The sequence below is a fragment of the bacterium genome (genome assembly GCA_013360215.1).
In the GTDB taxonomy this organism is placed as follows: Bacteria; CLD3; CLD3; order SB21; family SB21; genus JABWCP01.
In genome coordinates, this window is record JABWCP010000025.1 from 20,232 (window position 1) to 46,797 (window position 26,566).

Sequence of the window (26,566 nt, forward strand, 5' to 3'; positions counted from 1 at the left end):
TATACATGCCGATTTTATATATTGCGCGCAATTCAAAAGCAAAAAACTATTCCACGTTCATCGGAGGATATGATTACATGAATATTCATGAGTACCAAGGTAAAGCCATATTAAAGAAATACGGAGTACCGATTCAAGAGGGAATCCCTGCCGCTACCGTAACGGAAGCAATAGATGCCGCCAAAGCGTTGAAAGCGCAAGGTATCGGAGCATGGGTTGTCAAAGCACAGATTCACGCCGGTGGTCGCGGTAAAGGTACTATTTATAAAGCCAAAGAGCGCAACGAAGTGGTGCAGCACGGCGGTGTAAAATTCACACCGGATATTAATAAAGTTGCAGAATATGCCGAAAAAATGTTGGGCAATGTGCTTGTCACGCATCAGACCGGCGATCAGGGAAAACTGATCAAAAAAGTTTTGGTTGCCGAAGGTCTTGATATTGCCAAAGAACTCTATGTCGGTTTGGTGTTAGATCGTGCACGCTCCCAATATGTGATGATGGCCTCTACTGAAGGCGGCGTCGAAATCGAAAAAGTGGCGGAAGAGCATCCCGAAAAAATCATCAAAGAATACGTTGATCCGACGGTCGGCTTTCGTGCGTTTCAGGCGCAGCGCCTCGGGTTTGCCCTCGGGCTCGAAGGCGATATTCACAAAAATTTTGTGAAGTTTGCCATGGCGCTGTACGATGCGTTTATCGGAACGGATTCGTCACTGTTTGAAATCAACCCGCTGGTCATTACCAAAGATAACCGTGTCGTGGCGCTTGATGCCAAAATTAATTTTGATGATAACGCTCTGTATCGTCATCCCGATCTTGCCGCATTGCGTGACATTGACGAAGAAGATCCGCTCGAAGTGGAAGCGTCAAAATATAATCTCAATTACGTTAAACTGGACGGCAATGTCGGTTGTATGGTCAACGGTGCCGGTTTGGCCATGGCGACAATGGACATCATCAAACTGGCCGGTGCCAATCCCGCTAACTTCTTGGATGTCGGCGGCGGTGCTAACCCACAAACCGTAGAAAATGGTTTTAAAATCATTTTGTCGGATCCGCATGTAAAAGCCATTTTCATCAATATTTTTGGCGGTATTGTGCGTTGCGATCGTATTGCTAACGGTGTCGTGCAAGCTGCAAAGAACGTCAATATTCGCGTACCGTTGATCGTTCGCCTCAAAGGCACCAACGCGGAAGAAGCGAAAGAAATCCTGAGAAAATCGGGAATACCGATGCTCGTGGCCAATGAGCTCAACGACGCAGCCGATATGATATTGCAGGCGGTAAAGAAAAATTAAAAAACCAAATTCCCGCGCAAGCGGGAATTTTTATAGGCGGATACCATGGCAAAAAAAGAACTCAATCGCATCGAAGTAACAGAAGAACTGATTCACCGTCTTCCTAAAACCGAACTTCATTGTCACCTTGACGGCAGTAATCGCGTCGAGACGCTGATCGAATTGGCTAAAGAACAAAATGTTCAATTGCCGTTCGAAGATCCGGTCAAATTAAAATCTTATCTTGAAGTCGGTGATAAGTGTGAAAACCTGGTGGATTACCTCAAAGGTTTTGCGATCACGCTCAGCGTGATGCAGGAAGCGTATGCGATTGAGCGCACGGCGTTTGAGCTGGCGGAGGATGCGGCCAAAGAAAACGTACGTTATCTGGAAGTACGTTTTTCGCCGATTCTGCACATCAATCGCGGACTGCGTCTCACCGAGATTGTGGACGCGGTGATCCGTGGACTCGAACGCGCCGAATCCAAATATAAAATCAAAACGGGTATTATTATTTGCGGTATGCGCAATATCAGCCCTGAAACTTCTCTGCGACTGGCCGAATTGACCGTCGCCTACAAAGGGAAAAAAGTCATGGCCTTTGATCTTGCCGGTCAAGAGGACAGTTATCCGGCAAAAGATCACCGTGCGGCATTTGAGCTCATACTCAAAAATAACGTCAATACGACCGCCCACGCCGGCGAAGCCTATGGACCGGATTCGATCAAACAAGCGATCCATGACTGCGGTGCACACCGTATCGGCCACGGTACACGCCTTATCGAGGACGGCGATCTGCTTAACTATGTCAATGATCACCGCATTCCGCTTGAGATTTGCCTTACGAGCAATGTCCAGACCAAAGCCGTAAAAGATTTTTCGTCGCATCCGTTGCGCACCTATTATGATTTCGGTTTGCGCGTCACGGTCAATACGGATAACCGATTGATTTCCGGTACAACCGTAACCAAAGAAATTTATCGTGCGGCGAAAACTTTTGATCTGTCGTTTGATGATGTTTGCAACATCATTATCAATGGCTTCAAAAGTACATTTCTTCCATACCGTGAGCGCGTCGTTCTGCTCAATGATGCGTTGGCCGAGCTGCAAAGCTTTGAATTTGAATCCAGCTATATCAAAGATAAAGCGCAGGCCAATTAAGGAAGTATTAGTCTGCCGCCACATGGAAGTGCGTTCTAACTTAGGTTAAAAACCGTTGTACCATTCTGCTGTTTGTCGGCGTATCATCACGATGATCGTGTGATAACGCAGATTTGCAAATGAGTCGGTGCCGCGTTGCAAGGTTAGTTCGTCAAGCTGTAAAGCATTCCAAGAATTCTGTTTACATCTTCTTTTCCAAACGATTATCGTAGAATAGACTACCCATCCTTGTTTTTGTTTTGATCTCTTAAAAAACCTGATTACAATCGCATGGGATGCTTTTCACGTGTAAATAAGCGATTATGAAACACCATCTTCAGGACTTCATAGATTATCTTTCGGTTGAACAAAACGTTTCACCGAATACGCTCGCTTCCTATCGTAACGATTTGGAACGCTATCTGAAGTTTGTCATGGAATCACGCGAACGAAAAAAAATCGAAGATGTTACCATGCAAGACGTGCGTGAGCTTGTGCAAACGCTGGATGGCCTTGGGCTTACGGCAAAAAGCATCGCCCGTAATTTATCCGCCATCCGTACGTTTCATAAATTTCTTTTACAGGAAGAAATTCTTGAAAACGATCCTGCCGAATTGATTGACCTTCCCAAAATCGAAAAAACCTTACCTTCGGTACTGGAGGTGCCGGAAATCGAAACGTTGCTTGAGCAACCGGACACCTCGTCCCGGCTCGGTATCCGAGACCGCGCAATGATCGAATTGCTATACGCGTGCGGTATGCGCATCTCGGAACTACTGACGATCAAGCAGTTGGATATTTTTTCGGATTACGTTCGGGTATTTGGCAAGGGCTCCAAAGAACGTATTGTGCCTATGGGCGATACCGCGGGATATTGGGTAACCTATTATCGGGAGAAAGTGCGTCCGCACCTTGCGGCGAGCGGATCGGCGGACGAAGTACTTTTTTTGAATGCGCAAGGTAAGCGGATGAGCCGGATGGGATTTTGGAAAATCTTAAAAAAATACGTCACGATGGCCGGCATTCAGAAAGAGGTTACACCGCATACATTTCGTCACTCCTTTGCCACACATCTTCTTGAGGGCGGTGCCGATTTGCGTGTCGTGCAAGAGTTGCTTGGTCATTCGGATATCTCGACCACACAGATCTATACGCATATTGATCGCGAATACCTCAAAGAAGTGCACAAGACATTTCACCCGCGAGGATAGGTATTATTATTCTGATAATGCGTACTGCACTTTTAAATCGCTTGCCATTAGCGGAGAAATCGGATAGATTGCGCATCTATGTTACGCCGAATACGCGCTAAAATTCAAAATAAACTCATCGTTACGTTTGCCGCGTTTTGCCTTACCATATTCAGCGCCAGCGGAATTATTCATTATTGGTACACCGAGAGCAGTCTTGATGAAGAACTCGGGAAGAAACTGCTGGCCGTCGCGCAGGCCGCCAAACTTCAGATACATACCGAAATGGTTTCCAAGCTTGAGTCCGGCGATGAAAATTCGCGCACTTACCGTACGTTTAAACAGAAATTGACGGATCTGCGCGATGCGACCGATGTTGAGCGAATTTATATCATTGATCCCAACGGGCGGAGTCTTATGGATACGGAGGAAGGCGTACGTATCGGGTATGCGTATCCTTTTCTCAAGTTTAATCAATACGAATTTGAACGCGCGGCCGCCGGATTGCCATCGCACTCCATATTGTTTGAGACATATGACGGAAAATTATATAAAACAGCCTTTGTGGCGCTCACGGTGAACGGGCAGACCCATGGCGTCATCGCTGTGGACGGCAGCGCGACGTTCTTATATTTGATGAAGCGCATCGAATGGCATTTAATCACCGTCGGCATCATCGGTGTGGTTGTGTCCGTAGCAATCGGGTTTTATTTTTCACGTTCTATTTCTACGCCGATAAAACAGATTATGGTCGAAGCGGAACATATCGGCAGCGGAAAGCTTGATCGCAAAATTGCTATTCAAACCGGCGATGAGGTGGGTTTTTTGGGACGTACTATGGATCGCATGCGTGAAAATATCCTTAAACGCGATCAGTATATGAAAACTATGTTGGCCGGCGTAGCGCATGAATTGCGCAATCCGCTTGGCGGGATGGAATTGTATGCCCATTTACTGAATAAAGAAATTCCGGACGGCGATAACCGCAAGAAAGCTATTCTCAAAGTCTTGCGCGAGTTGGATGTAATGAAACAAATCGTGAATGATTTTTTAGACTACGCACGACCTAAAGAGCCGCAACCGATGGTCTGTGATTTGTCCAAACTTATTGATGAAATTCGAATCAATCTTTCGGCGCTTACGACGGAAAAATCGGTACAGTGGGAAGTCGAGTTGAATGAGAAACAAGTTTATGCGGATCCGGGGCACTTGCGGCAAATTTTGATCAATCTGATCGAAAATGCCATGCAGTCGGGTAATGTGTTGCCCCGCGTGCGTATCGTGTCGCAGCGTGTCAATGCGATGATCGAAATTACCGTCGAGGATAACGGACATGGCATCGAGGATAATATAAAAGAGAAAATCTTTGATCCGTTCTTTACGACGAAAGAAAAGGGCTCCGGTTTAGGTTTAGCCATCGTAAAAAAATTTGTAGATGAAAACAACGGAGATATAACCATTACGTCGAGTGGAGCGACTGGTACGATTGTGCATTTGGTCTTTCCGACAAAAGAAGGGGTGTCTGCATGAGGTTACGGTATTTGTTGTGTGCAGTAGTGATGTTGTCGTATAGTTTTGGTATACAGGCGCAAGAGCAAACGCCATCCGGCCCATCAAAAAAGAAAGCGATTATACTATCCTTATTAGCGCCCGGTACGGGTGAATTGTATTTATCGGATTGGAAATTTGAGCGATGGGGAAGCGGTAAGTATTTTGCTACGGCGGAAGTATTGTTTTGGGCTACTCATTTTTATACGCGTGCGTACAGCGGATGGCTTAAAGAAGACGCTCGCGCTTTGGCGGCAAGAAAAGCCGGCGTAGATATCCGATCACCTAAACCGGCGAAATACTATGTGAATATCGGGAAGTATCGCGATATCTACACGTACAATGAAACGCAGCGCCGTGCAACAGGAACGGATTTTTTATATGATGAGACCGATGCCAACTATTGGCAGTGGCAAAAAGATTCTGATCGTCGGAAGTACGATAAGATGCGTGCCGATACGAAGCGATTTCGTCAGGTTTCTACATATATGTATTTTGGTTTGTTTGTCAATCATGTGATGAGTATCGTACATGTGACGCGTCAATATAAGCGCATGACCACGGCTCAAAGCACGACCGGATGGAGATTTTATATCGAACCGCCGAGCACAGGAACGGCTCGCATTCAATTAGTTAAAACTTTTTAATTCACATAAAACATGTTATGAAAAACAAAGAAAGTAAAACCAAAAACACACCTCCTTTGAAATCGTCCGAATTGACGGATTGGAATCAAACGAAAACATGGTTGTTATTATCCATGTCAACCGTAGTATTGACACTTATCTATTATATGGTCAATTCACCGCGCCCGTATGACGATGATAACATAGGGCGTTATTTTATGTCGCAGGCGGCGTTTGTGAAGCCCGGATATTTTTTGGATATCTGGGGGCGCCCGATGGCTATTTTGCTGTTTTCGATTCCGGCTCAGTTTGGGTATTGGTATGTCGCTTCCGGTGTAGCTCTTTTGACCGTGATGACATGTTTTTTTACCTATAAAGCCGCACAGGAAAGTGGACGGCCTTATGCTTGGATGGTTGTACTTTTTGTTTTTTTTCAACCGTTGGTCTTAACGACATCATTTAGTTTATGTGCCGAACCGCTGGCGGCTTTTTTCGTTGCCATCGCATTATATTTTTATTATCGCAATAAGTTATGGCAAGCCGCTTTACTTTTCTCGATGGTGCCCTTGGCGCGCTCCGAGACGGTGCTTATACTTCCTTTGATAGCGATTCCCTGGCTGCGTGAACGCCGATGGGTACCGGTATTGCTGCTTGGTACGGGTTTAGCCGTGTATCAAATCGCCGGCATGATTTCGACAGGAGACCCGCTGTATCTGTTGACCCAATCCAAAGCTTTTGGGCACGGGTTATATCAAAACGGACCTTTTGAACATTATTTTCAGCGATTTATTTTTATTACGGGTCCTGTGATTTTTGTTTTTCTATTGTTCCAGTTGGTCTCGGATATCAGATTACGCAAGCTGTCTCTACTTAATACTTCTGTGGTTTTGATGTTTGCGGTGCATGTATATTTCTACTGGAAAGGGAATGTAGCCTCGGTCGGTTTTTTACGTCATTTTGTAGCCGTCGGTCCCATGATCGCTCTTTTAGCCTTGGATGGATTCAATCGTTGGATCGGGTTTGAGGATAAACAAAAAACAAATTCAGTCGTTTGGGATGCATTTATATTAGCGGCACTAAGCGTTTTGATTTTGGCATACTACTCGTTTGAATTGGTTGGCCAGTATTTTTTATCGGATAAAGCAGAACATCTTAAATTCGGAACAGCGCTTGTTTTATTTTTATTATTTATTTTAAGAGCGGTACTTAAATTAGATGGAATTTTCTTTAAAAAAATGATGATCACCGGGACTGTCATACTAACGGTAGCCTATTGTTTTGTTAAAGAAAAACCGCTTACGTTTGCTCCCGAGCATCAGACCGTAAAAAATTGTTATGACTATTATAAAGAGAACATCCGTGGTAAAACGCCCAAAGTCATGATCGCACACACATGGTGGTTTTTCTTTGATAATTTTAATAACTATACCAAAACAATGGAAGAGGGTGGCTATGAAAGTATGCGAAAAGAGAAGCTTGCGGATTTACCTGTCGGAAGCTTCGTAATTTGGGATTCGCACTATAGCCATCGTTTGAGTTCCAATGTTCAACTTCGCGAAGATCTGGCGGGTGATAAGAATTTTCAACTCAAGCAGCAATTCCTATCGTCCGATCAAAAATTTGTCATCTACATTTTTGAAAAGGTAAAACAACCGTCATGATTCGTCCATCCGATTTCGCCAATTGGCAGGAATATTATTTTACGTATCAGAACATACTGGCCAAACAATATCTCATTCCCATGCTGGAGCAATGGGGCGTTTCCATTGACGGAAAAAAAATTTTAGAGATCGGCTGTGGAAGCGGTGGGGTGATAGAGGCGTTTGCCGAACGCGCATCGAAAGCGGTCGGCGTGGAGCTAAATCCTTTTGATTATACCAAACTTAATACTCCCAAAGTGCAATACGTTACCGCCGATATCTATGATCCTTCACATCGTGAGCGGTATGCCGATAAATATGATATTATACTATTTCGTGACGTGATCGAACATTTGCCTAAAAAGAAAGAAGCATTTGAGATATGCGATACGCTGTTAAGTGAAAACGGTGTTATTTTTATTACGTTTCCGCCGTATTACGGGCCTTATGGCGCACATCAGCAGGTTTTCTCGAAAACTTTTTTGGGAAAATTACCCTATACGCATTTACTACCTAACTCATTGTATATCAAGTACGTGAAAACAGTGGAAAAGGGGAACGATGCCGCACTGCAAGTAGCACATGAACTGATCGCCAGTCAAACTACAATTGGCTCCCTAAAAAAATCCATTCGCGCATCGGCTTTCAAAATTGATCGTTATGATTATTATTTGGTGCGGCCATCCTATGAAATTCGCTATGGGAAAAAACCACGTAAAATAAATTTAATGAAGTACTTACCATTCATCCGTGAGTTTTTTGTTTTAGGTATGTACATGACCATGCGAAGAAAATGACCTGATTTTACTTGACTTAATTAGTTATTTATTTTATAATTGGGCGAATTTAGTTGATTTTATTTGTTTTAGCTTTGCGCGTGCATTAGGAGATTCTCCAATGAAAACTATGACCAAAAAAGATGTTTCCAAACGTGTAGCTGATAAGCTTGGTCAAAAAATTCACGAAGTGGAACACGTTGTAGATATTGTATTTGATTCGATCCGGGAGATACTCTCCGAGGCCGATCCGGATGTCAGGATCGAAGTGCGCGATTTTGGAGTGTTTGAAGTCAAAACAACCAAAGCCAAACCCAAAGCACGCAATCCGAAAACCGGCGAGATTATATTTGTTCCCCCGCGTCGTAAAACACATTTTAAACCCGGTAAGTTGCTCAAAGAGGTTTTGAAACAACCCCTGAAGGGCGAGCAGGAATAAAAGAAATAATTTTATATGAATAATAAGCCATGGAAAAAACCATGGCTTTTTTTATGGAAAAAGGACGCATTTTAGCTATTGATTACGGTGAGCGGCGTGTCGGTCTTGCGATCACGGATCCGATGCAGATCATTGCATCCGGCCTAACGACGCTGGCAGTCGAAAATGACCGTCATGCTGCCAATCAGATTGCTCAAATAATTTCGAAAGAAGATGTGACGGAAATAATAATTGGTCTGCCCATAGCACCAAGCGGTGAGGCTACGGAAAAGACACGTACCGTCAATCAATTCATATCCATCCTCAAAGAAAAAACGGCGCTTCCGATTATTCCCTGGGAAGAACGTTTTTCCACCGTGTCGGCGCAACGACTTTTGATCGAGGCGGAAGAAAAGAAAAAACGCCGCACTAAAGAAAAAATAGATACGTTAGCGGCGCTGGTGATTCTTCAGCATTATCTCGATTACCTGCGCCTTCATCCAAAAAAATAAGACCACTTGCGACACGTGGAGGATATGTTCGCCTTCTATATCTCGTTCAAAGAACGTAGAATGAATGCAAAACGCGCACCATTCGCTTGTGACGCATTCTTAGAAGCCGTTATGCCACAAAACCCAACCAATCGTTTACGCGCAGTTCAAAAACTGAAACCGACTTAACTTATCGAAATGGCCTCTACTTATAAGTTTATGTTTTTTGGTTGTTGCTAAAAAAAAATTGCATTATTAGTAACTACTTACGTATATTGTATCCAATAAACAGAGTTAATTAACCCCAAAAGTGATCGATGTTATGAAAAACTTCTCCTTTTTTTTCGCTTGTTTGATGGTAATAACTATGGATTCATTTGCCCAAACGAAAACAGATTCCATTGAAACCGTGGCCAGAGAATATATGAAGGCATACAGCAATTGGGACTTTGAGAAAATGAAATCATTTTACTCCGACGGTGTTCATTTTGAAGACCCAACCGCGACCGAAGCATTTGGTCAGCCTTATGTTTTCGACGGAAAAGAAAAAGTACATGGTTTTTTTAATAACGTTTTTAAAGATCGTTTCAAGAACGATAGACCACCCTACGTAAAATTTAATATGGAGAGAGTTTTCAGTACGGGATCCTTGGTTATTATTTCTTCCACATTTGAGTGTATCGTACCGACATCGTGGTACAAGGAAAAAAGCGATGAAGCGCTTCTAATTTCGATCCCGTTTGTCACCATTTTGGAGGTCAAAAATGGCCAAATTACAAAGCATTTTGATTATGGGGACTACAAAAAATATAATGCACAAATTAGAGCTCAATTGAACAAATAATTCATTTCATCAATGTTGTACAATCCGCAATCTCGGGCATAAGTTTATGCTTTGTAATCATTTATTGGAGTCTTATCCGTTCGGATGGGCAGTCGATGAATGTCGAAAATACTACCATACAAACATAGTATCATCGGCTTCCGATTCCTTACATGGCGGGGTTCGCACGAACCTATGAAGGAGATATTAACTCAACCTGCGTGGATTCCTGCGGTGCAGTGGAGCCGAAAAGATTCGTATTATTTTTCTACACGTACCAATGAAGTCGGTCGGGCCTCCTTAGGAGGTCAAGCCGATAAAATAAAATTAAAAGGCGCTGAAAATATCCATGTTTTTGTCAAAGCAAGGGATCGCATCTTCGCCGGAGATACCGACGGTAATGTGTGGCGTATGAACGGGCTTGAACGAGAAATCGTTTATACAGGATCAACGGCGGTGACGGCCTTGAGTGCATCACCGGATGACCGTGTAGTTTATGCCGGTTTTATGGATGGTTTAATATTCAAATTGCAAAAATAGTTTTCGTCAAGTGATGTGATGGATGTAATAAAAAAACGCCTCCATGTTGAGGCGTTTTTTTATTGAACTATGATTTTATGAGGAATGCCTCAACCGGCTAATCGGGATTTGACCATATCCTGAACTTTTTTTCCGTCGGCTTTACCTTTGACTTTAGGCATGAGTGCGCCCATGAGTTTACCCATGTCTTTGGCGGAGGTAATACCTGTTGTACGAATCGCCTCGTCAATAATAGCGGCCAATTCATCATCGTTCAACTGTTTCGGAAGGAACTCGCTAATGAGGGCCAGTTCGGTTTTTTCTTTGTCGGCCAGATCCTGACGTCCACCTTTTTCATATAATTCGATAGCTTCTTTACGGCGTTTGCTTTCCGCGAGAAGAAAATTCATCTCGTCTTCCGCTTTAAAATTTTGACCTTTATCGATTAAAACTTTCTGCAATCCGGCTTTGAGCGTGCGAATAATATCTAGTTTTTCCTTTTCGCCGGATTTCATGGCGGCTTTCATATCTTCGCCGAGTTTTTTAAATAATTCGGAATCAACAACGTTCATAACACTCCTTGTATGTTTATAAATTATGATGGTAGAGTTTTAGGTTGTAAAGGAAGACTAAATGTCATCTCGGTAAATTCACCTTCGCGGCTGTCCACAGAGATTGAGCCGTTATGTTTTTCGATGATGGAGTAGGATATGGACAAACCGAGACCTGTACCTTGTCCTACGGGTTTGGTTGTAAAAAAAGGATCGAAAATCTTACTGCGAATTGACGGAGGAATGCCTGCGCCATTATCTCTGATTTTAACCTGGATACCGTTTTCCGTATTGGCTGTATGAATTCGTATGACACCTTCGATGGTTTTTTTGCCGCGGAATCGTTGTTCGATAGCTTGTGCCGCATTGATAAAAAGATTGAGCAAAACTTGGTTGATTTGATTGGCATAACAATAAACCGCCTTGGTTGCTTCGTATTGTCCTTCAATGCGGAGGATGTGACGGTATTGGTTGTAAAAAAGTTTCAGCGTGGTTTCGATGCATTCGTGGATATCCACCTGATTCAGATCGGCTTCGTCAAGGCGTGAAAAATTACGAAGATCTTTGACGATAAGGCGAATTCGGTCGGAGGCGTGTTGTATGGCGGATAACAGATTATCCAAATCGCTGATAACAAATTCGTAATCCAGTGCTTCTTTATACGATGCTATTTCTCGGGACGCCGGTAGCAAGGATTCGTATTTGGCTATGAGCTGGCGAAGCACTTTGATATAATCTCCGACATAAGCCACGTTGCCCGTCAGAACGGACGTGGGGTTGTTGATTTCATGTGCGACACCGGCGACGAGTTGGCCGAGCGCCGACATTTTTTCTGATTGCACAAGTTGCGATTGGGTTCGTTTGAGCTGATCCAATAGACCTTCGAGTTCGTTTTTTTGCCGTTCGATCTCCGAGGTGCGTTGATTGACCATGGATTCGAGGCGCTGGGTACGGTCACGCATCGAACGCAGTTTGAATGCGACACGTATACGGTATGTCCCGTAAGCGCCATACAGGGCGATGCCTGCAAAAATAAGCATGATGACGGGATTCATCCAAAATGGTCGCGGAATGTGGAGTGTAGCGCGCGCTTCGTCCGATGACAACACGTACTCGGCATTACGTGCACGAACATGGAGCGTGTACGTGCCGGGCCCCAAATTGGTATAACGCACTTCGCTTTTGCGCGTCCATTCCGACCACGTTTGATCAAATCCCTCGAGGCGGTATTGATACCAGTTGTCCTTTTCATCAAGAAATGACGGTGCGACAAACTCAAACGTAACGGTATTGGTTTCTATCGTCCAAGATTTATCGGTTAGATGCGGCGTAAAATCCGGCAAAACAAAAACGGAATCATCCGATCGAATCCGCTGAATCAGAACGTGCGGTGCGGGCATATTCATGGGCGCGGACTTTTCATCATAACAGGTGACACCGCCGAATGTACCGATCCATATCTGATGCTTTTCATCAATAAAAAAAGCATTGTTCGTCGTGCTCTCGTCTATCGGTAAACCGCGATTGCGGTTGAGCATTTTGGTAACCTGCATCCCGGCATCAACACGCATGCGGCCAAAACCTTTGCAGCCGACCCACAATTCGTTATGCATAAAATCCCATGCGAGTACCGGTACGACGTTATCCCCAAAGCCGAGAGACTTGGGTTTGTAATTAATAAAATGACTACCGTCAAAACGCGAAATTCCGGCATCCGTACCTATCCATACAATGCCTGAAGGGTCACGGCGAACCACATTGACTGTATTATCAATCAGTCCGTCGCGATTTGTCCAGTTTGTGATATGCATCGTATGGTTGGGCAATTGTTCAATACGCGAAAGCCCTCCATCAATTCCTGCCCAAATGGTATTTTGTGAATCGGCAAAAACGGACCACACCGCATTACCGGCGAGTCCGGAGTCTTTATTGATCACGGTTGCGGATAGGCCGTCCCATCGGATCAAACCCGAAAGCGTGCCAAACCAAAGTTGACCGGTGAGGTCTTCTTCGATGTCTACGATAGGGCCGCCGGTTTTAGTAAATATATCGGTGCGATCGGTGAGTTGTCCCTGTTCATAGGTGTAAATGTGCTGTTCGGAGCCAATCCACAAAACACCTTTGCGATCAACATGCAGAGACCAAATCGTATTAGCCAATGGATTGTTTGGTGTGATCAGGTGCATTTTTTTTCCATCCCAGCGATTGACGCCCCGATCGCTGCCGATGAAGATAGTTCCTTTCCCATCGCCGGTGATCGCATTGACCACATTAAAGGCTAACCCGTCTTTGACGGTGAAATTGCGAATATTGTGAAAAGGTAATTTGATCACGCCGCCGCCGTCTGTGCCCACCCAAATAATGCCCTCGCGATCGGAAAAAATTGAAACACAACTATTAGATGATACATTCTCATCGGCGAGTATATTTTCAAAATTACCGTTTGTAAACTTGGCGAAACCTAACTCTGTACCGATCCACACCGATGCATCATTGGCCGCGCATACGGATTTTATTTTGCTGCTTCGAAGTCCGTTTCGGCTATCATACAATCGCGTAAAAGCGCGTACATCAAGGCTCTTCTGATCAAGCATCGCGTTGATATCCGTCACGCCGAGCCCGTTGTCGGTGGCGAAAAGCAAGCGTCCGCGGCCGTCCTGAGCCATTTCAGAAACATAAGACGGAAATGCGGATGGTGATCGCGGTATAACAAAAAAAGAATCGGTATAGGTTGTACCGTTAAAATATTTCCAAGCGATACCCCGACTGCCGGCAAACCAGATATGACCATAACTGTCTACAAAAGCCGTGCGAAAAGACACGGACTCTGGAAGATGACTGATTTTGATGTGATGGTATTGAGCGGTGTCTTGCAAATAAATGCCGCGGTCGGTAGTTATCCACGTGCGGCCCGTGCGGTCTTTGATGAGTTGCCAAACCGCTAAAGATTCGCCATTGTCGGTGATGGTGATTGTAGTAAAATTTTTACCGTCAAAACGAACTAAACCCTCATCCGTTCCAAGCCAGATGATACCGGACGAATCCAAACTCAGATTTCGAATCGTATTGCCGGGTAATCCTTCATCTTTGGTATACACCGTGTACTCGATACCGTCGTAGCGTACTAATCCGCCGGTCGTCGCGAACCACAGGATACCATTGGCATCTTGCACAATATCCCAAACTTGCGCATGTGGAAAACCGGAACTCAGATTATAATAACGGAGAAAGGGCTGCTGCGCATGCATCGGCATAGCCGTCATAATCCAACAGAATAAAATCAAGTACAGCGATTTCCGATTCATGCCGCGTAGGATATTGTGAATAAATGTCGGAAAATATAGGCGTCCAACGTGCGAAATGCAAAAACAAAACATGTATAAAAAGTTGAATCTCACGGGTAAAAATGGTAACATCCCACGTAAAATCGGACGATATTTTTCGTAAGTTTTATGCACTTATTTCTTCTAATTTTTTTAGCCGTTACCATGCAAACCTTTGCGCAAGAGGCCAAACTACGATATGCCATAGCCATTCACGGCGGTGCGGGGGTGATTTCCAAAGATATGCCCGACTCTGTTAAAAACAAATACACAGCCGGTTTGACGGAGGCGTTGCAAAAAGGCGTGGCAATGTTGGAAACCGGACAGAACGGGCTGGATGTCGTCGAAACGGTTGTTCGCGTTCTGGAAGACAACCCGTTGTTTAATGCCGGCCGAGGTTCGGTTTTTACTGCGGACGGTACGCATGAGATGGACGCTTCGATCATGAACGGAAAATCGTTATCCTGTGGGGCGGTAGCCGGTGTTAAAACAATAAAAAATCCGATTTCGCTGGCACGCCTTGTCATGGAAAAAACATCGCATGTGTTTTTATCCGGTGAGGGTGCTGAAGTTTTTGCCCGTGAAATGGGTGTGGATACGGCCGGTGCAGATTATTTCTACGATGCCTATCGCTACGAGCAGTGGAAAAAAGCGAAACAGAAACATCAGATACAACTTGATCATTCGGCCGATGAAAAAAAAGGTACAGTGGGTTGTGTCGTGTTGGACAGCGAGGGAAATTTGTATGCCGCCACTTCGACCGGCGGTATGACCAATAAACGAAAAGGTCGGATCGGGGATTCGCCCATCATCGGCGCCGGTACTTACGCCAGTAATGCCTCTTGCGCCGTGTCGTGTACCGGTACGGGTGAACAGTATATTCGCCACACGGTCGCCCGCGATCTGGCTGCGCGTATTGAGTATAAAAATGAAACGTTGTCTCAGAGTGCGCGTTACCTGATCCATGAAGTTTTGGAAAAAGGCGATGGCGGATTGATCGCTGTGGATAAAAAAGGCCATATCGTACTTGAGTTTAATACGCCGGGCATGTTTCGCGGTGCAGCCGATGCATCGGGAAGATTTGAAGTTAAAATCTGGGAATAAACCGAAACGAAAAAAAAGTTCTGTTCAGTATAAATTAACCTTAATTACCTATATCATTTCGAACCGGAGACAACATGGAAAAGGTCATCAGCCACATCGAATCCAACAAGGACCGTTATGTCGAAGAACTCAAAGATTTTTTGAAAATTCCCAGCGTCAGTACCAATCCCGAAAACAAAAAAGATGTACAGCATTGTGCGGAATGGGTAGCGCAGCACATGACCCATATCGGATTGAATAACGTAAAAGTTTGCCCTACGGCGGGGCATCCTGTCGTGTATGGCGAATGGCTTGGCGCACCGGGCAAACCGACCGTACTTTTGTACGGGCACTACGATGTGCAGCCGGTTGATCCGCTCAATCTTTGGACCAGCGGTCCTTTTGAACCGACCATTCGTGACGGCTATATCTATGCCCGCGGATCGGCGGATGACAAAGGCCAGGTGTTCCTCAATCTGAAAAGCATCGAAGCGCATTTGAAAATCAACGGTAGTCTGCCGGTGAATGTCAAACTGATGATCGAAGGCGAAGAAGAGATCGGCAGCGAACATCTTGAGCCGTTTATGAAAGAAAACAAGGAAATGCTCAAGGCTGATGTCGTATTGATCTCCGATACGTCCATGTTTGATGACGGTATTCCCTCGATTGCTTACGGATTGCGCGGGCTCTGCTACATGCAAGTCGAACTAACCGGTCCGAACCGTGATCTGCACAGTGGTACTTATGGCGGCGCCGTCGGTAATCCGATCAATGAATTGGCTAACATGATCGCCAAACTCAAAGACAAAAACGGAAAAATCACGATTCCGGGATTTTACGATAAAGTCAAACCGCTCACCAAAGCACAACGCGATGCTTATAAAAAACTGCCCTTTAATAAAAAAGGCTATTTGAAAGACCTTGGCATCAAAGAAACATTCGGTGAAAAAGGGTATTCGATTTTAGAGCAGGTGAGCGGGCGTCCGACACTGGATTGCAACGGTATCTGGGGCGGTTTCCAAGGTGAAGGTGCCAAAACCGTATTGCCATCCAAAGCCGGTGCGAAGATCAGCATGCGGTTAGTTCCCGGTCAGAAACCGGCGGAGATCGCCAAACTTTTCGAAAAATATATCAAAAAGATAGCGCCGAAAACGATGCAGGTCAAAGTGATCGCGTTGCACGGCGGAGATCCGGCTATGACCGATATTACGACCAAAGAAATGACCGCCGCTTCGACGGCGATGCAAAAAGTATTCAAAAAGAAACCACTTTTTACACGCGAAGGCGGTTCGATCCCTGTCGTGGCGGCTTTTGAACGCTTGCTGGGACTCAAAACGATTATGTTAGGATTTGGTTTGGATACCGACGCGATCCATTCGCCCAATGAACGCTTTAAGCTGGATAATTTTCATAAAGGCATTCTGACCACGGCGTATTTTTATGATGAAATGGCCAAAATGAAATAATGGCAATTCACAAGTCATTTTCCATTTTTGCCGGCATTGGGGTTTTCCTCAGTGCAGTGGTCGTGTCCTTATGGATTTGTGAAGGCATTCTTTGGCTGATGGGTTATAATCCGTTGTTGTATTATGCCGGAATGCCCAATCATCAGTATCGTCACAAAACGTTTGAGTTTAATGTCGCGTACGAACAGAATGAATTCGGTTTTCGCACGCCGAATGTGTCCTTTGAGAAACCGCGCAATACGTACCGTATAGTTATTTTGGGTGATTCTTATACCTACGGGCTTGGCGTAGAGGATGCCGAAGTTTATGCACGGCAGCTTGAAATCAGGTTCAATACTTTCTTTAAAAGCACGAGTTCGTCGCGCCGCGTACAAGTCATCAATCTTGGCATTTCCAATCGGGCGATCGGTGATTATTTAGCCTTTTATCAGTCCGTCGGCATCCGCTATCAACCGGATTTGACGATCGTATCGTTCTTCGAAGGTAATGATGTTTCGGATGAAGTTTCTGAGGTATTGCCGACAGGAGATGTATTAGACGAAACGGGTGCTTATGCGTTTATCCGGAATTCATTACAAGGGATATCGCCGCGATTATTCAAACTGATCAAAATTACCAAGAAGCAATGGAAACACAAAGCGCTCACTGAATTCCGAGCGGTGTTACCTTGGTCGGAAGATAAACTCGTACAACATCTGATGGTATCCGGTATAGACAGTGCGTACGCTGTAAAACGGATAAAAGAAATTCCGGATGCAATGCGGGAAGATGTATTGACCAATCGTATCTACCGACCGGCCTTTGCACGATGGTGTGCAGGGCAACAAGCCAATATTGCTTTGCCCGATACGCTGACCATGCGTCGTAACGAAAAGTTTACGGCGGAAACGTTTGGGCGTTTGGTTGACTTGGCGCGTCACAATCATTCGGATATCATGCTGGCGGCCATACCGTCGCCTTTTGCGGTTGTTCAGAAAGAGAAGTTAGTTTGGGCTGTTTCATCACCTCCTGAGAAGGTACAGGAGCAAATCAGGAATCTGGTCATTCGGATGTGTAAAGAAAACCAAACGGCTTACATAGACTTGAAACCTGCTTTGAAGGCTGCCGATCAAGCCGGTGAAACGACACATTTTGCCTATGATCTGCACTGGACGGCAAGGGGACATCGTTTGGTCGCCGATACGTTATTTGAACGCATTAAAGATCGCGTCACCAACTAATAGAGAACCCATGTTAACTCAATTATTACGCGGCACAAGTTATCCTTTTACGGCGTTCGGTTTTATCGTTCATCACCGTCTCCTGCGGTGGGTGTTAGCACCGTTTCTGATCAATGTGTTGCTTTTCGGTGCTTTTTTCGTATGGACGATCATACATATCAGCGATGTCATACATTGGATGGAAACCGGGTTTCTCGGTGAAATGAATATTGTACTTTTTTGGATTGTCGCAGCGATCATACTGACGATCTATATACTGATCATGGCCTACATTTGGAGTTTGATCGGCGGATTAGTCGCTGCACCTTTTAATCAGTACCTCAGTGTACAATCGGAACATATTGAAGGTCTCGTATCCGATCATACCACTTCGTGGTGGCATGACCTCTACCGCGCGTTGATCGCCGAACTGAAAAAAATTACATTTCTTTTGTTTCTGATAACGCCTTTGGTTTTATTGCCGCTCATGTTGCTCCATCTGATACCCGGCTTCGGAAGTGTGCTCTATGCGATACTGATGTTCGGGTATGTCAGTTTCGCGACAGCATTCAGTTTTTTGGATTATGTATTGGAAAATCGCCGATTTGGTTTTCGCGAAAAGCTGCGTTTTGTAATGGCCAATCGCGCCTTCTGTTTTGGTTTCGGCGGCGTTTCCGCTCTGCTTTTGATGATTCCTTTTATCAATGTACTTTTTATACCTGTGTTGGCCGTTAGCGCCACGCTCATGTATATACGTGAACCTATGCAACAAAAACGGTGAATGGAGCTATGACAGAATTTGCCATCCATGGAGACAATCTGAGTATTGCGGTGATTTCAGAAATTCTGAAAAATAAACCCCGCGTGGTATTGACCGAATCCGCTAAACAAACTATTAACCGGGGACGCCGGACCATCGAAGACATTGTCAGCTCGGGGCGTGTGGTGTACGGTGTGAATACGGGATTCGGAAAATTCAGCGACGTACGCATTTCCGACGATCAGCTTGAAATTTTACAGGAAAACTTAGTGCGCAGCCATGCCTGCGGCGTCGGTGAACCTTTTCCGGCAGACATCGCAAAAGTGATGTTACTTCTTAAAGCCAACGGATTAGCCAAAGGGTATTCCGGTGTACGATTGGAAATCGTCGAAACATTATTAGCCATGTTTAATGCGGACGTCCTACCGGTGATACCACAACAAGGTTCCGTCGGTTCGAGCGGAGATCTGGCGCCACTGGCGCATTTGACTTTGGTGTTGATGGGCGAAGGCGAAGCTTGGTTTCAGGGGCAACGTCTGCCCGGTGGCGAAGCTATGAAGCGCGCAGGAATAAAGCCGGTACGGCTTCGCTCCAAAGAAGGCCTGGCTGTGCTCAATGGTACGCAAACGATGACGGCTACGGCGGTCGTCAATCTCATACGTGCAAAAAATTGTATGGAAGCGGCTGAAATCTGCGGCGCCATGTCCATGGAGGTTTTGCTGTGTACGCCGACAGCGTTTGATCCGCGTATCCAGGATGTGCGAAATCAAACCGGTCAGATCGAGTCCGCGCGACGTCTGCGTGATCTGGTCGCGGGCAGTCCTTTGATCGCGTCCCATGCCGATTGCAAAAAAGTGCAAGATGCGTACAGCGTGAGGTGCATGCCGCAGGTTCATGGCGCGACGCGGGATGCGATCGCGTATGTACAACAGATCGTCGAGCGGGAGATCAATGCGGCGACAGATAATCCGCTGATTTTTTCGGAAGACGGCGATGTGTTATCGGGTGGTAATTTTCATGGCCAGCCGGTCGCGCTCGTAATGGATTTTCTGGCGATAGCCGTGAGTGAAATCGGTAATATTTCCGAACGTCGCACGGCATGGATGATGGACGGGCATTTGAGCGACGGTTTGCCGCCGTTTTTGGCAAAAGATGGCGGGCTCAACTCCGGGTATATGATCGCACAATACGCGGCCGCGGCGCTGGTATCGGAGAATAAATCGCTGAGCCATCCGGCCAGTGTAGATTCCGTACCGACTTCGGCCAATAAAGAAGATCACGTCAGCATGGGTACTATCGGCGCGCGCAAAGCCTACCGGATTATCGAAAACGTCGAAAATATTTTAGCCATCGAATGGCTGTGCGCGGCCCAGGCGGGCGATTTTCGCAAGCCGATCGCATTTGCCGGCAAAACGCAAAAAGCATACGACTTACTTAGGAAATATGTGCCGACTTTGGATAAAGACCGCAATACCAGTGTGGATATTCAAACGGCCAATGCGCAGTTACAGACGGGCGCTATGGTAAATGCGGTGTGGGGATAAAAATGGATAGACTTGATGCCGCGTGGCGTTTGGAGCATTACAATATCTATGGCAACGACCTCCTCGGCAAACTCGACTCCCTCCAGAAACGCTACTACTACCTCACCGATCACCTCGGAAGCGTGCGCGTCACCGTCAAAGATACAGCAGGAGTTCCCGTAGATTCGTGGAGCGATTACTATCCCTTCGGTAAAGAATCACGCGGGTCGAGTACGGTCAATGAACCGAAAGAAGGCTACACGAGTCAACTCTACGATTCAGAATCTGATTTAATTTATTACAAACGAAGATATTACAACCAAAATATAGCTCGATTTATTTCTGTCGATCCGTTGACTGATAAATATCCACAGTGGACTCCGTATCAATATGCCGGCAATATGCCGGTTAGATACATCGATTTGGATGGATTAGAGCCTGCACATCCCGTTAATTTGTTTTGTAATAATAACCCAACAACTGCAACTTTTTTAGGTATAGTTCAAGGGGTTTACAATTTTGGCAGCAGTATAGTTGATGGATTATCTCAAGAATCGAATGGGGCCTCATTTTCAATGAATCTACTTAAAGCGGGCCTTGAAATAGCATCAGATCCAGGCCAAGCTTTAGCTAATGTGATTAATGCCGTGGACACACGCGTAGATAATATGTCTAGTTCTAATAACTATACAAAAGCAGCAGCAATTACTGAAACTGTACTTGATGTTGCTGCGACAGCTACGGTTGCAGCAGATGCGGTAAATTTAGTTAAAACCGCTGACGCTGTAAGTACAACCGCTAAGATGTCCGATGCCGCAAAGGTTCTTGGAAAGGCCGATGCAACAGTAAGCGCTACTTCGGGTCAAACCTATCCATGGGGCGGTGCGAGCAGAGAAGTAAGTAAAAACTTTAAAAAAGTATCTGACACAGAGGCTGGGGCTTTATTCCAATATTCGCGAACTGACAAAAATGGAAATAAGATAGCACGCATTATTAGCGAGGAGCATAAAAGAGGAGGAACTATAGGTGAACATTTAAGGAACGAAAAATGAAAACATTTAATTTGGATGCTAGATTGTTTGCTATTATTAACAGTTCTGAGTTTGAAGGAAAAGAAACAACAGGCCCAATTATGAGAAAGGGAGAAGGTAATTGTGTAGAGCTGTTAGTTTTTGAATCTCCAGATCAAGCCAAGAGATTCATGAGAGATCAAAACATTACATGGGAGAAACACCAAATTGTTAACTTAAGCCACTCTGTTATTGTTGATTCAGTTAATGAATTAAGTGATGAGTTTGATGTAAAAATCATTTTAGTGAATTAGAAGAATTCGATTTATTTTTTAATATTAATCTAAAGTATTTCCCCGTAATCCTCCCTTACCGGAGGGTTTTTCTTTTCCGCGCTATCACGTCACGCCTTCGGCGTGATGATTCATCCCCGTGGCTAAGTAGTTTTTGAAGTTCGCCCGTGCGTCACGCCTTTGGCGTGACAGGTCTAACCCCCGCTATGCGTTCGTGTCGTCACGCGTGCCGCGAGATGATACTGCAGCGTGTGCGTGAATTTATATATACCTATTGTTATTCTGTTCAATATTTATCCGATTCGGTAGCCGATACTTTTCGCATAGTCTATTCAATTTTTCTTCCAACGCAGTCAGATAATAATCGGGCATCGTAGCAGAACGGTCGAAATACCCACGGTATTTATCTATTAAGTGCGGATAATGCTGTTGAATCGTCCGGAGTGTACGGATTTTGCTGTCGGAGGGCTGATCACCGTACAAAGTCAAAGAAGCCGGAAAAATATACCGTGCCCCGATTTGTGCAAACGTCGAAAACGATAGTTCGAGTTGATCTGCCGTATCGGATATCCACGGTAGCAGCGGCATCAGACTGACGCCCGCGTAAAATCCTTCATCCAAAATTTGTTTCAGTCCTTGCAGGCGGCGCGACGGCGGTGTCGCACCGGGTTCGAAGATGTGCGCCGTGCGATCATCTATCGACGAAAAAGAAAATGTGATGAGTGCGCCCGACGGTACTTTGCCTAACAAGTCTTCGGGCAAAATAGCAGTCTTACCGATGTGCATCAAAATATCGGTATCGCGTAATATCAGATCGGAACGCGTGATGATGTGAACCGGAAATCGGTGGTGCAAGATGATCTCTAATAATCGGCGCGTGAGCCCGAGTTCCTTTTCCGCATGTCCATACGGGTCGGTGGAGGAAGCGAGTACGATAAATCCATATTGTCCGCGTTTGGCGCGAAGGCTTAACTGTTTATCCAGCAGTTCAGGCGCATTGGTTTTATAGGATAGTTTTTTTTCGGTGTGTGTACCGTATCGGCTTCCATGCACATAACAAAATACGCATCCCGTCGAACAGCCGCTGTACGGATTGAGGGTATAGTCATCCAAAAACCATGGATCGCGGCGTTTGGTTTTGTTGAGGATGGTTCGAACAGTGACAGGCGTACAGGGCATAAAAATAAAATTCTGTCAACGTATGGTAATTGAAAAAACACGCGCGTATTGGTTGAGCATCCGTTACGAGGATATTTTTGGTCAGGCGCAAAAACAGCCTGCTGTCCTATAATCGAACAAAAACAAAATCAGTTTTCGTCTGTACCTGTTTAGTTTTTCAAAAGATGCTTCAAAGCCGCAACATCCATTTGATCTCTTTCACGGAGTGATTGTTCTTTGAACCAAACCAACATGGAAGCATCCAAAAAAGGAATTTTGTGCCCGTCCAAAGCGTGAAAACGAATATGAGAGGTGAGATCGGAATAACGTTTGCCGTTTATCCGAGTAAAAATATCTATTGGAAAAACTTCAATGAGGCGAACGGCACCTTCTTCATCAGGAAAATCTTCAACTGAAAGTTCGCGGGCATACCCGTCATGATAGCCGGATAAAACGGAAATGAGTTTTTTGAGATTGGAAATATGATCATCAACGATGATATCAACGTCTTCGGTCGGTCGTACATGTCCGTTAAAAACGCAGGCAAATCCTCCGACTACAATAAAACGGATTTCATTTTTTGTCAGCAGGACCAACAATTTTTCGTATTCGTTCATTGTTTTCCTGTTTAGGTTTTTTGCCGATTTTTTTTAGAAATTCATTCAGCTCTGCGACGAGTTCCGTAGGGCGTTTTTTGGATTGGCCGATTTGCTTACGGATATGTTCACCCACACCCATGATTATCCCCGGATGGTTTCGATCATTTCGATGACGCGTTGCAAGTCGTCATTCGAATAATATTCGATCTCTACGGAGCCGCTGCCGTCTTTGTGATGATGCAGGCGCACTTTGGTGCCTAACTTCATACGCAGGCGTCCTTCCACATCCGCGATATGCGGGTTGGCCGGTTGCGCGGATTCGATTTCATATTTATTCGGCGAAACTTTGTGGCTTTTTCCTTCGAGTTCCTCAAGCGTCGTTTTGACCAACTGTTCGGTTTTGCGAACGGACATGCCGCCGTCCACGATCTGCTTCCATGCTTTGAGCTGAAGCTGTTCGGAGGGGAGTGCGATCAGAGCGCGTCCGTGGCCGATGGTGATTTCTTCTTTTTTGAGGCTTTCCTGGATATCGGCCGGCAGTTTTAGCAAACGAATAATATTGGTAATGGTCGTACGATCTTTGCCGATTTTTTGAGCGACCTGATCTTGTGTCAAATTGCAGGTTTCGATCAGTAGCTGGTACCCTTCGGCCAATTCGATCGGATTGAGTTTTTCGCGCTGGACATTTTCGATGATGGCCAGTTCGAGCATTTCCTGATCGGTGACATTTTCACGGATGTAAGCGGGTAACTCAGTCAGCCCGGCCAATTTGCTGGCGCGAAAACGGCGCTCTCCGGCGATCAATTCATAACCGGTCGCTGTTTTACGAACGGTGATCGGCTGAATGATACCGTTTTGCAGAATCGATTGTTTTAGTTCTTCCAGCGCCTGCGGTTCGAATTCCTTACGCGGCTGAAAGGGGTTTGCACGAATCTGGTCAATCGGTATTTTAGCGATGGGCGTATCGCTCCGCACTTCATCTTTGAGCGTACCGTCGGCATTAAGTTCTTCGCGAATAAGCGCACTAAGGCCTTTTCCAAGACCCGTATTTTTTTTGGGCGTAAAATTCATATAAAATTTGTGTTATGCCGGTTGCGGCGTGATGACGTTGGCGATGACTTCTTTGGCCACGCCCATATAGTCTTGAGAACCGACGGACGCAGGATCATAGAGGATGATCGGTTTACCAAAGCTGGGCGCTTCACCGAGTTTGATATTGCGGTGAATGACATTTTTGAAAACTTTGTCTTTGAAATATTCTTTGACTTCGCCCACGACCTGATTGGACAAATTGAGGCGGCTGTCGTACATCGTCATCAGCACGCCTTCGATGGTCAGATCGGTATTGAGGTGACGCTGGACGAGGCGAATGGTATTGAGCAACTGGCGTAATCCTTCGAGCGCATAATATTCGCACTGAATGGGAATCAGTACCGTATCCGCGGCCGATAGCGCATTAAGCGTGAGAAGACCGAGCGACGGCGGGCAATCAATGAGAATGTATTCGTACTGATCGCGAATCGGAGCAATGGCTTTTTTGAACATGTGTTCGCGTTCTTCGAGATTGACCAATTCGATTTCGGCGCCGACAAGGCGGATGTGCGCCGGAAGGAGATCCATACTGGGCATCATCGTTTTCAAAATCGTATCGGTCGCCGGAACGGTTTGAATCAGAACTTCATACGAACCGCGTTCGATTTTTTCGAGATCAAAACCGAGGCCGGTCGTGGAATTGGCCTGCGGATCCATATCAATAATAAGCGTGCGTTTGCCGGCATGGGCGAGGCTCGCAGAAAGATTGATCGAAGTCGTCGTTTTACCGACGCCACCTTTTTGGTTGGCTATGGCAATAATTCTGCCCATTCATTCTCCTGAAACGATGTGGAACACTGTATGATGTTTCACGAATAGCCCGCAAAGATAGGGAAGCGGGTTCTATTTAGCAACGCATTTTTTATAAAAATGCGAGCTATTTTTAATCATTATAAGATCATTTTTTATAATGATTTACGATGCTTTTTGCCTTTTCGAGGACGCTTTGGCGCAATTCGTCCGGGGCCAAAACGGTCACTGCATCACCCCATCCCAAAATCCACGCTATAAATTCATTGGACAGTTTGACTTTGAGCCGAATTTCAAACCCGTTATCGCTTTGTTTCATCGCCTGCTCTTCAATCCAAAATTTTTCGGCCATGTATTGGCCTAGATCATCTTTGAAACGCAGATGCACGTCGGTCAGTTTACCGCCGGTAAAAGATCCCCAGGAATGGCGAAACAGTTCGTTGAGCGTTGGGACATTTTTGATGGAGGATGCCTGCCGCGAAAAACGAAAGTTCTGAATGCGCTCGATGGTAAACATTTTAGCCGTGTCTTGGTGTATCGCGATCAGGTAATGCGTTTTTCCGGCATTGTAAAACGTAACCGGAGTGACGGTACGCCACTGATAACGGTTGGTTTTAGCTGAACGGTATTCGATCTCGATGACATGCTTTTGGCGTATCGCGCGGATCGTTTCAACGAAGAAACTCAACGTTTTGTTTTGAAATCGCTCCAAAACGAGCGGAAGATTTTTGATCGTTTCATTATTCCCGAAGGCGAAATATGTCGTGATGAGCGTATTGATCTGCAAAAGAGATAGTTCGATGCGAAACGCGCGTTTGCGGGAATTGACGGTGATGCCCATCGCCCGAAGTGCACGCATATCGCGGTGAATGGAAGATTCGCTGGTATGAAATTTTTCGGCTAAGTCTATTTCGGAATATTTGTCGGGGAATTCATAAATCAGCGCGGCGATTTCGATCTGACGCTGAAGATCATCAATACTATTAATCATGCTACGCATCCCAATAAAAATTAATCGTTGAAATGTCATTAAAAATAATATTGAAATCAAATATTGTCAAAAATTGACAGAAAAGAGCTGTCAGCTGACTATAAATTAATAACGTTACGATGATGGAAATGATACAAAAAATGAAACGAAAAAGAATTTACTAATAACACATAAAAACAAAACAAGGAGAACAAGTCATGAACAAAGGAAGTTTGAATCGCGCTGTATTGATCGGTCGTCTGGGCCGTGATCCGCAGGTACGCTATACGCCTACGGGAACGCCGATCACGTCGTTTAGCGTAGCGACGACGCAGGTATTTAAA

The 26,566-nt window shown here is 45.3% G+C and carries 27 protein-coding genes; 19 read left to right on the forward strand and 8 right to left on the reverse strand.

Annotated features, from left to right (window positions below):
- Positions 1 to 77: 77 nt before the first annotated feature.
- The 11 genes from sucC to HUU58_13120 all read left to right on the forward strand — a co-directional run bounded on the left by sucC (position 78) and on the right by HUU58_13120 (position 10,466).
- Complete coding sequence (sucC, locus tag HUU58_13070) at positions 78 to 1,295, forward strand: ADP-forming succinate--CoA ligase subunit beta (protein NUN46602.1); 1,218 nt, start codon at positions 78 to 80, stop codon at positions 1,293 to 1,295.
- 45 nt (positions 1,296 to 1,340) lie between these two features.
- On the forward strand, positions 1,341 to 2,435 hold the full coding sequence (gene add / locus HUU58_13075) for an adenosine deaminase (protein NUN46603.1): 1,095 nt from the start codon (positions 1,341 to 1,343) through the stop codon (positions 2,433 to 2,435).
- A gap of 302 nt (positions 2,436 to 2,737) precedes the next feature.
- On the forward strand, positions 2,738 to 3,625 hold the full coding sequence (gene xerD / locus HUU58_13080) for a site-specific tyrosine recombinase XerD (GenBank protein ID NUN46604.1): 888 nt from the start codon (positions 2,738 to 2,740) through the stop codon (positions 3,623 to 3,625).
- Between the two features lie 78 nt (positions 3,626 to 3,703).
- A complete protein-coding gene (locus HUU58_13085; protein ID NUN46605.1) occupies positions 3,704 to 5,134 on the forward strand; it encodes a HAMP domain-containing histidine kinase in 1,431 nt (476 codons plus the stop codon).
- Positions 5,131 to 5,799, forward strand: coding sequence for a hypothetical protein (locus HUU58_13090; GenBank protein ID NUN46606.1), 669 nt, complete (start codon positions 5,131 to 5,133; stop codon positions 5,797 to 5,799). Before HUU58_13085 ends, HUU58_13090 begins: the two co-directional genes overlap by 4 nt.
- A gap of 17 nt (positions 5,800 to 5,816) precedes the next feature.
- A complete protein-coding gene (locus tag HUU58_13095; protein ID NUN46607.1) occupies positions 5,817 to 7,439 on the forward strand; it encodes a hypothetical protein in 1,623 nt (540 codons plus the stop codon).
- Entirely contained in the window at positions 7,436 to 8,215 is a 780-nt protein-coding gene (locus HUU58_13100) for a class I SAM-dependent methyltransferase (GenBank protein NUN46608.1), read from the forward strand. The genes HUU58_13095 and HUU58_13100 overlap by 4 nt, the downstream gene beginning before the upstream one ends.
- Before the next feature lie 100 nt (positions 8,216 to 8,315).
- Positions 8,316 to 8,633, forward strand: a complete 318-nt coding sequence (locus tag HUU58_13105) for an integration host factor subunit beta (protein NUN46609.1) — start codon at positions 8,316 to 8,318, stop codon at positions 8,631 to 8,633.
- 41 nt (positions 8,634 to 8,674) lie between these two features.
- Positions 8,675 to 9,124, forward strand: a complete 450-nt coding sequence (gene ruvX / locus HUU58_13110) for a Holliday junction resolvase RuvX (GenBank protein ID NUN46610.1) — start codon at positions 8,675 to 8,677, stop codon at positions 9,122 to 9,124.
- A gap of 346 nt (positions 9,125 to 9,470) precedes the next feature.
- On the forward strand, positions 9,471 to 9,947 hold the full coding sequence (locus tag HUU58_13115; GenBank protein NUN46611.1) for a nuclear transport factor 2 family protein: 477 nt from the start codon (positions 9,471 to 9,473) through the stop codon (positions 9,945 to 9,947).
- Between the two features lie 99 nt (positions 9,948 to 10,046).
- The gene (locus tag HUU58_13120; protein ID NUN46612.1) at positions 10,047 to 10,466 is read left to right on the forward strand and encodes a hypothetical protein; all 420 of its coding nucleotides are present in this window, start codon (positions 10,047 to 10,049) and stop codon (positions 10,464 to 10,466) included.
- Positions 10,467 to 10,555: 89 nt separating this feature from the next.
- On the opposite strand, the gene HUU58_13125 is transcribed toward HUU58_13120, so the two are convergent.
- Together HUU58_13125 and HUU58_13130 are read right to left on the reverse strand one after the other, a co-directional pair.
- Entirely contained in the window at positions 10,556 to 11,017 is a 462-nt protein-coding gene (locus tag HUU58_13125; protein NUN46613.1) for a GatB/YqeY domain-containing protein, read from the reverse strand.
- A 23-nt stretch (positions 11,018 to 11,040) separates the two neighbouring features.
- The gene (locus HUU58_13130; protein NUN46614.1) at positions 11,041 to 14,301 is read right to left on the reverse strand and encodes a hypothetical protein; all 3,261 of its coding nucleotides are present in this window, start codon (positions 14,299 to 14,301) and stop codon (positions 11,041 to 11,043) included.
- Positions 14,302 to 14,448: 147 nt separating this feature from the next.
- Between HUU58_13130 and HUU58_13135 the strand changes: the two genes are divergently transcribed.
- From HUU58_13135 to HUU58_13165, 7 genes are all read left to right on the forward strand, one after another.
- Complete coding sequence (locus tag HUU58_13135) at positions 14,449 to 15,423, forward strand: isoaspartyl peptidase/L-asparaginase (GenBank protein NUN46615.1); 975 nt, start codon at positions 14,449 to 14,451, stop codon at positions 15,421 to 15,423.
- A gap of 74 nt (positions 15,424 to 15,497) precedes the next feature.
- Positions 15,498 to 16,868 (forward strand): dipeptidase, encoded by a 1,371-nt coding sequence (locus tag HUU58_13140; protein NUN46616.1) that lies wholly within the window; start codon positions 15,498 to 15,500, stop codon positions 16,866 to 16,868.
- Positions 16,868 to 18,088 carry an SGNH/GDSL hydrolase family protein gene (locus HUU58_13145; GenBank protein NUN46617.1) on the forward strand — a complete coding sequence of 407 codons (1,221 nt, stop codon included), beginning with the start codon at positions 16,868 to 16,870 and terminating at the stop codon, positions 18,086 to 18,088. The genes HUU58_13140 and HUU58_13145 overlap by 1 nt, the downstream gene beginning before the upstream one ends.
- A 10-nt stretch (positions 18,089 to 18,098) precedes the next feature.
- Entirely contained in the window at positions 18,099 to 18,848 is a 750-nt protein-coding gene (locus HUU58_13150) for an EI24 domain-containing protein (protein NUN46618.1), read from the forward strand.
- A gap of 8 nt (positions 18,849 to 18,856) precedes the next feature.
- Entirely contained in the window at positions 18,857 to 20,371 is a 1,515-nt protein-coding gene (hutH, locus tag HUU58_13155; protein NUN46619.1) for a histidine ammonia-lyase, read from the forward strand.
- Between the two features lie 2 nt (positions 20,372 to 20,373).
- Entirely contained in the window at positions 20,374 to 21,402 is a 1,029-nt protein-coding gene (locus HUU58_13160) for an RHS repeat-associated core domain-containing protein (GenBank protein ID NUN46620.1), read from the forward strand.
- Positions 21,399 to 21,674: a hypothetical protein gene (locus HUU58_13165; protein NUN46621.1), complete on the forward strand. Its 276-nt coding sequence runs from the start codon at positions 21,399 to 21,401 to the stop codon at positions 21,672 to 21,674. The genes HUU58_13160 and HUU58_13165 overlap by 4 nt, the downstream gene beginning before the upstream one ends.
- A gap of 240 nt (positions 21,675 to 21,914) precedes the next feature.
- On the opposite strand, the gene HUU58_13170 is transcribed toward HUU58_13165, so the two are convergent.
- The 6 genes from HUU58_13170 to HUU58_13195 form a co-directional block, all read right to left on the reverse strand.
- Positions 21,915 to 22,832 carry a radical SAM protein gene (locus HUU58_13170; GenBank protein NUN46622.1) on the reverse strand — a complete coding sequence of 306 codons (918 nt, stop codon included), beginning with the start codon at positions 22,830 to 22,832 and terminating at the stop codon, positions 21,915 to 21,917.
- Positions 22,833 to 22,981: 149 nt separating this feature from the next.
- Positions 22,982 to 23,428: a hypothetical protein gene (locus HUU58_13175; GenBank protein ID NUN46623.1), complete on the reverse strand. Its 447-nt coding sequence runs from the start codon at positions 23,426 to 23,428 to the stop codon at positions 22,982 to 22,984.
- Positions 23,385 to 23,549, reverse strand: a complete 165-nt coding sequence (locus tag HUU58_13180) for a hypothetical protein (GenBank protein NUN46624.1) — start codon at positions 23,547 to 23,549, stop codon at positions 23,385 to 23,387. Before HUU58_13180 ends, HUU58_13175 begins: the two co-directional genes overlap by 44 nt.
- A gap of 2 nt (positions 23,550 to 23,551) precedes the next feature.
- Positions 23,552 to 24,481: a ParB/RepB/Spo0J family partition protein gene (locus HUU58_13185; GenBank protein NUN46625.1), complete on the reverse strand. Its 930-nt coding sequence runs from the start codon at positions 24,479 to 24,481 to the stop codon at positions 23,552 to 23,554.
- 12 nt (positions 24,482 to 24,493) lie between these two features.
- On the reverse strand, positions 24,494 to 25,273 hold the full coding sequence (locus HUU58_13190) for a ParA family protein (protein NUN46626.1): 780 nt from the start codon (positions 25,271 to 25,273) through the stop codon (positions 24,494 to 24,496).
- Positions 25,274 to 25,400: 127 nt separating this feature from the next.
- On the reverse strand, positions 25,401 to 26,243 hold the full coding sequence (locus HUU58_13195) for a WYL domain-containing transcriptional regulator (GenBank protein ID NUN46627.1): 843 nt from the start codon (positions 26,241 to 26,243) through the stop codon (positions 25,401 to 25,403).
- A 197-nt stretch (positions 26,244 to 26,440) separates the two neighbouring features.
- Between HUU58_13195 and HUU58_13200 the strand changes: the two genes are divergently transcribed.
- Positions 26,441 to 26,566 (forward strand): single-stranded DNA-binding protein (locus tag HUU58_13200; protein NUN46628.1); only part of this gene is annotated, 126 nt, incomplete at its 3' end.